Consider the following 6,242-nt stretch of genomic DNA (forward strand, 5'->3'; position numbering starts at 1 on the left):
GATAGTCGCCACCCTGTCGCGGCCTTGGATTTCCCCAGGCCGCGCTGCTTTCAAAGAGACCGCATTCATGAGCCAAGCCGAGCAAGGATTCGCCTACAGCCAGGACCATTTCCGCCAGTTGATCGAGGACGTGCTCGCCGAGGCCAAGGCCCTGGGCGCCAGCGACGCCGGCGCGGAAGTGTCCGAGGGCAGCGGCATGTCGGTGTCGGTGCGCCGGGGGCAACTGGAGAACGTCGAACGCAATCGCGACAAGTCGCTGGGCGTGTCGGTCTATCTGGGCCAGCGCAGAGGCAACGCGAGCACCTCGGACTTCTCGGCCAAGGCGCTGAAGGACACGGTGCGGGCGGCCTACGACATCGCGCGCTTCACCGCCGAGGACGAGTTCGCCGGCCTTCCCGACGAAGAGGACCTGTCGCTGGACGAGTCGGCGCGTCCGGCGCTGGACCTGTTCCATCCGTGGGCGATCACCGCCGAGCAGGCGGCCGAGCTGGCGCTGCGCTGCGAGGACGCCGCCCTGAAGACGGATGCGCGCATCACCAATTCGGAGGGGGCGGCGGTGTCGGCGCAGCAGTCGCATTTCTTCTCGGGGAACTCGCGCGGTTTCCGCGGCGGGTACGCGAGCTCGCGGCATTCGATCTCGGTGGCGCCGATCGCCGGCCGCGGCGCGGGCATGGAGCGCGACGCCTGGTACAGCTCGATGCGTGACGCGGCGGAGCTGTCGTCGGCCGAGGCGATCGGTAGATACGCGGCCGAGCGCGCGCTGGCGCGGCTCAAGGGCCGCAAGGTCAAGACGGCGAACGTGCCGGTGCTGTTCGAGGCGCCGGTGGCGGCGGGGCTGCTCGGCGCGCTGGTGCAGGCCACCAGCGGCGGCGCGCTGTACCGGCGCGCGAGCTTCCTGCTCGACAGCCTGGACCAGCAGATCCTGGCTCCGCATGTCGAGGTGGTCGAGGACCCGCACATCGTCAAGGGCAAGGGCAGCTCGCCCTTCGATGACGAAGGCGTGGTGACGAAGGCGCGCACGGTGGTCGAGGCGGGGGTGCTGAAGGGCTACTTCCTGTCGACCTATTCGGCGCGCAAGCTGGGACTGCGCACGACGGGCCATGCGGGCGGCTCCCACAACCTGACGATGCGCAGCAAGGCGACGGCGCCGGGCGACGACCTGGCGACGATGCTGCGCCGGCTGGGCACGGGGCTGTTCGTGACCGAGCTGATGGGGCAGGGCGTCAACTACGTGACGGGCGACTACTCGCGCGGCGCGAGCGGCTATTGGGTCGAGAACGGCGTCATCGCGCATCCGGTGCACGAGATCACGATCGCGGGCAACGTGAAGGAGATGTTCCGGCAGATCGTCGGCATTGGCGCGGACGCGTACACGCTGGGCAGCAAGACGGTGGGCTCGATCCTGATCGAGAACATGAAGCTGGCTGGCGCGTGACTGGCGTCTGACGGACGTCTTATCGGCAAGACGGGGGCGCTCTTCGGAGGGAGGGCGCCTGCGGGCTTGTCAGGTTGACGCCAGCGCTGCGGTGGTTAATCCTGCTTTCGATCTGCGAGATCGCATACCAACGAAAGAGGAGACTTCATGGAGCGTCGTTCGTTCGTCAAGAATGCCGGCCTGGCTGGCGTGCTGGCCGCGGGAGCGGCCCCCGCCATCGTGCATGCGCAGGCCAACATCCGCTGGCGCATGGCGTCGAGCTTCCCGAAGCAGCTGGACACGATCTACGGCGGTGGCGAGGTCTTCGCCAAGAAGGTGAGCGAGCTCAGCGGCGGCAAGTTCCAGATCAGCGTGCACGCGGGCGGCGAGCTGATGCCGGCGTTCGGGGTGGTCGATGGCGTGCAGAACGGCACGGTCGAGATCGCGCACACGGTGCCGTACTACTTCTTCGGCAAGGACGAGACTTTCGCGATTGGCGCGTCGATCCCATTCGGATTGAACTCGCGGCAGATGACGGCGTGGACGTACCACGGCAATGGTCTGAAGCTGATGCGCGAGTTCTACCGGAACTACAACATCATCAACTTCCCTGGCGGCAATACGGGCGCGCAGATGGCGGGCTGGTATCGCAAGGAGATCAAGTCGGCGGCGGACTTCAAGGGATTGAAGTTCCGCATTGGCGGTTTCGCGGGCCGGGTGATCGAGCGCATGGGGGGCGTGCCGCAAAACCTGCCGGGTGGCGAGCTGTATTCGGCGCTGGAGAAGGGCACGATCGACGCGGCGGAGTGGGTGGGGCCGTATGACGATCTGAAGCTGGGCTTCAACAAGGTCGCGCCGTACTACTACTACCCCGGTTGGTGGGAGGGCGGCCCGCAGGTCGACTTCTATCTGAACATCAAGGCCTACGAGGGGTTGTCGCCGGAGTACAAGGCGATCGTCGAGGCGGCGTCGGCGTACACGCATGTGGACATGCAGGCCAAGTACGACGTGGTGAACCCGCCGGCGCTCAAGCAGCTGGTGGCGGCGAAGACCAAGCTGATGCGTTTCCCGAAGGACGCGATGGATCTGGCGTTCAAGGAGTCGATGGCGCTGTACTCGGAGCTGTCGGCGAAGAATCCGAACTGGAAGAAGGTGTACGAGGATTACGCCAACTTCCGTCGCGACCAGAACCTGTGGTTCCGATTCGCGGAAGCGGGCTTCGACGACTTCATGCAATCGCAGCGGTTCTGATCGAGCGCGCATTTCAATGAAGCGAGCCGTGTCCGGGAGGGCACGGCTCGTTGTCTTTGTGGATCGGGTTGGGGGGATGCCGGTCGTCTGGCGGCGGTGGAGGAGGCGGTCAGTGCTGGGTCTCCTCGTCGTTGCCGGTGGTGATGAGCTGGAAGAAGTGCTCTTCATGCACGGCCACTTCGACGATGGTCAGCATGATCGACATGTCGTGAAGCAGTTCGGCGTTCATCGCGTGGAGGTGGCCGGCGTCGGTGTTCTCCGTGCCCATCGGGACCTGCGTGGCCTTGTTGAGCACGGCCATCTGGATGAGGCGCTCGCGCATGGTGATCAGCGCGGAACGCGTGTTGAGGCGCCGGTTCGCGAGGAAGCAGCGGGCGCCGACGCGGTCGGGGCGGCGTGCCTCGTTCGGGCCGTCGGGCGAGGCGAGGTCGGAGATCAGCTCGAGCACCACATCGTCCTCGTCCTGGAGCGGACGGCGGTCGAGGATGGGGATGCGATCGGGCCAGAAGGGCGCGAGGCGGACCTCGTCGCTCGGCGGGTCGGAGGGCGGCAGCTCGCACTGGCGTTCAACAGCGCGCCAAGCGATTTCACGGGCCAGCAGATGCCCGGTGTTTGCGACTTGCTCTTGCGTGACTTCTACAGACATGTCGTCTTCCTTTCGGAGGGCAGGGAGGGGCCACCGAGAAGGCGCGGAAATATGCGTCGTCGGGGTGGGCGAGATGTCAAAAACACGCCAAACCGGATCGTGCGGCCTTCCTCGCGGAAAGGCCCATCTCGCCCTCGGATTACTTTCGTGAGGGTTGGAGGTGACCGCGTGTCGGAGCGGTCGTCCGCCGATTTGGAGGTGTTTTTGAGCACCTGGGACGCAGTTTCTGCCTCTGCGTCCAATCACGCCATCCGCGAAATCTGTAGTCGTGAAGGTGGTGACGGCGGGAACAAGTAGAGAGGACTACTGGAAACTGTTGGTGGAGCCGATTTGGACTTCGCACGAGCGCCCACCTCGACGCGCAGGCTATGCGTCGACGAGGTCGCCACGCGTCAATCGTGGTGCATCAGGCCAACTCTCGATCCGTCCTCAATCTGAAGGAGAGCGATGGAGACAAGGGTGGATGTATCGCAGTACAAAGGCATCTCGGCCCAACCCTTTCATTACTTGAAATCGGTACCGACGCAAGTCCTTACCGCGATGCTATGGACCAACGTAGGCTTCAGCACGTTTTAGCACGCCATGAACAGCACTTGCGGCGGGTTGCGCGCATGCTCGCTGCAGGCCATAGGCGCGAACAGATGCCGAAGGACGCGGAATTCCATGTTGAGGAGATTCAGCACTTGGACTCGGTAAGCGCGGATCTGGTCGCTGACCTCCTCGGGCACGAGCCGACCAAAGCTGAATGGGTACCCCCTGGTCGCGTTCCCTATGAGAAGGAATACTGGTCATGCCCAGGGCACCTCAGTTGGCTCGAGGCGTATCAAGCAGGCTTGCATAGATCGAAGAACTATCTGTCCGTCTTCCTGACACGATCTGAAGCGGAGGTCATCTTGGGTGACAAGATCATTGGTGGAAGTAAAGTCGTCTTATATCCAAAGGCGCAGGCCGGCGACATCTCGGCGTCTGGAGCCGTGCACCTGGGAGGAGTGGAGGAGAGGCAACTTCGAGAATTAGCGGAAGAGCTTGGAAGGCTTCGCAGACAAATGCGCGCGGAAAGTGACCCTGACAACACCGACCATGATGTCGAGTTGGGAGCGGTAGCACTGGCAGAGAAAGCTGCGCGTGCAGGAGATCGGTCGGGTACCCTCTCTCATCTTCGTGCCGCTGGACAGTGGTGTCTCGATATAGGGACGCGGATTGGCGTGAATTTGGTTACCGAAGTCATACAAGCATCTACAGGACTAAGTAAATGACCTGTGGGAGGGGAGACATGATCATCGTGTATCAGTTCGCAAGCGAGAAGTCCGCGGGCGTGACCGTCGATTCCACGAATCTGCTCTTCGGTCATGCTGCCATCGCGTTCAGCGGTCTCGGTGTGAAATCCTTCGCAATCAGCCAGATGGGCGACTTGCAGACCGACCCAACCTGGGGGTGGTCGGATCAAGCAGGCTGGCGGCAAAAGCTTCTGAACCGTCGGGGATACGCTTTCCCGAAGCTCGTCGACAAGGCGTTCATCATTTCTTGGGAGGACCTAACTGAGGAATTTTGTAGGGGAAAAGCGATCGGCGACCGTGCGGTTCGCCGTTCCGAGATTGCGGCACTAATGAAGGCGAAGTGGGGTGTATCTGAGCAACAGGTGCGGGACTGGTGGGAACGCATAGTGGGCAACGGGCACCAGTGGAAAACTGGGGACTGCACGGATGCAGTGTTCCGAGCCCTACAGGCGAGTCTTATCAATAGGCATTGGCAAGGGCCATTTACTCGATCCGTTCTCTACCCGCTTTACACCCCCGGAGCGGCGGTGGATTATGCGCGTCGGCTCAACAAAGCCTTGATGGATGCGGCGGGGCTTACGCCGAATGAGTACCAGACAGTCGTAGCCCAGGATACGATGTGGCGAGAAGCAAATGCGGCCGTTTAATCGAATGGCACGCGCCTAACAGGTTGCTGAAATACTGATTCCAAGAAGTGGCGCCAAGAATGTCGACCTCATAGAACAGCCTAAACACTATTTGTTTGTACCTGCCAAGGGGTGAGGCACCCCTGCATGGACCACTTTCGAGGCGTCCGGCGAGGTATTTCAGCAGCCTGCTAGGGCATTCGAGCAAAATTGAGGAGGCGTAATGCGTGATAAGAATTGCCGAATCTTTTTGGCGCATAACTCGTGTCTGAACTCGGCCTATGACTTGAAGGTGCTCAGTGCCGGGCTTGTTAGCGGCGGTTATGAAGTCGTCACTCGACCAGAAGACGCCGATGAGGTTCTCTTCTCAGGCTGTTCAGTAAGGGGCAAGTGGGTCGATGATGCCATCAACCAAATTAATGAAATCCATGCCCGTGCGCCAGATGCTCGTATAACGGTCACTGGTTGTATTGCAAATGTCAGCGCAGAGACGGTCAGGGATCGGGCGGTTGCATCCATGATCTCGTTTCAGACGCAAGCGCAGGTCCTTCAAAGCCGAACCGGTCTTGATTTTGAAGCAATTGATCGAAGTTTCTCGCAGGACACATCGCAGCAATATGAGAGTGACCCTGGCAACGGGCTTTCGCAACTGCGCCAGCGCGTTGGACCCGAAAAGGCCGCTGTTGTCGCCCAACTGCAGAAGATTGACCGAGAGTTTGGTACCGCCTTGGCTCTTAGGTATCAGCGAGAAACTAAGGGTTTCGTCTTTTATCACGAGGTTGAGCCGGCTGAACTAATCACCGTTACGAGAAGCTGTCTGTACCGCTGCAGTTTCTGCAGCATCCCAAAAGGGCGAGGGCCGTTCACGTCCGTTCCCTTCGAAGATGTGATGTCGAAGGCGAGGGCGGTTTCAAGCTTCAAGTGCAACACCTCTGACGAGGTCCAGGGTCAACATTGAGAAGACTTCCTGGGGCGTATGCCAATTCAGAATCTTACGTGGCCGTCCGTTGATTGATTCCTCGATGGCG

General features: G+C 61.2%; 6 protein-coding genes. 5 read left to right on the forward strand and 1 reads right to left on the reverse strand.

Annotated elements, in window-relative coordinates; all coding sequences use genetic code 11:
- Window positions 1-67 precede the first annotated feature (67 nt).
- Together pmbA and ABDW61_RS20940 are read left to right on the forward strand one after the other, a co-directional pair.
- Complete coding sequence (gene pmbA, locus ABDW61_RS20935) at window positions 68-1,435, forward strand: metalloprotease PmbA (RefSeq protein ID WP_343641463.1); 1,368 nt, start codon at window positions 68-70, stop codon at window positions 1,433-1,435.
- Window positions 1,436-1,582: 147 nt separating this feature from the next.
- Window positions 1,583-2,665 carry a TRAP transporter substrate-binding protein gene (locus ABDW61_RS20940; RefSeq protein ID WP_343641464.1) on the forward strand — a complete coding sequence of 361 codons (1,083 nt, stop codon included), beginning with the start codon at window positions 1,583-1,585 and terminating at the stop codon, window positions 2,663-2,665.
- Window positions 2,666-2,774: 109 nt separating this feature from the next.
- On the opposite strand, the gene ABDW61_RS20945 is transcribed toward ABDW61_RS20940, so the two are convergent.
- The gene (locus ABDW61_RS20945; RefSeq protein WP_343641466.1) at window positions 2,775-3,311 is read right to left on the reverse strand and encodes a hypothetical protein; all 537 of its coding nucleotides are present in this window, start codon (window positions 3,309-3,311) and stop codon (window positions 2,775-2,777) included.
- Between the two features lie 398 nt (window positions 3,312-3,709).
- Here ABDW61_RS20945 and ABDW61_RS20950 point away from each other — a divergent pair, with 398 nt between their 5' ends.
- From ABDW61_RS20950 to ABDW61_RS20960, 3 genes are all read left to right on the forward strand, one after another.
- Window positions 3,710-4,567: a hypothetical protein gene (locus ABDW61_RS20950; protein ID WP_343641468.1), complete on the forward strand. Its 858-nt coding sequence runs from the start codon at window positions 3,710-3,712 to the stop codon at window positions 4,565-4,567.
- Window positions 4,568-4,584: 17 nt separating this feature from the next.
- Window positions 4,585-5,235 carry a hypothetical protein gene (locus ABDW61_RS20955; protein WP_343641470.1) on the forward strand — a complete coding sequence of 217 codons (651 nt, stop codon included), beginning with the start codon at window positions 4,585-4,587 and terminating at the stop codon, window positions 5,233-5,235.
- Between the two features lie 202 nt (window positions 5,236-5,437).
- The gene (locus tag ABDW61_RS20960; protein ID WP_343641471.1) at window positions 5,438-6,172 is read left to right on the forward strand and encodes a hypothetical protein; all 735 of its coding nucleotides are present in this window, start codon (window positions 5,438-5,440) and stop codon (window positions 6,170-6,172) included.
- Window positions 6,173-6,242 lie beyond the last annotated feature (70 nt).

It is taken from the genome of Roseateles sp., assembly GCF_039595595.1.
GTDB lineage: Bacteria > Pseudomonadota > Gammaproteobacteria > Burkholderiales > Burkholderiaceae_C > Roseateles.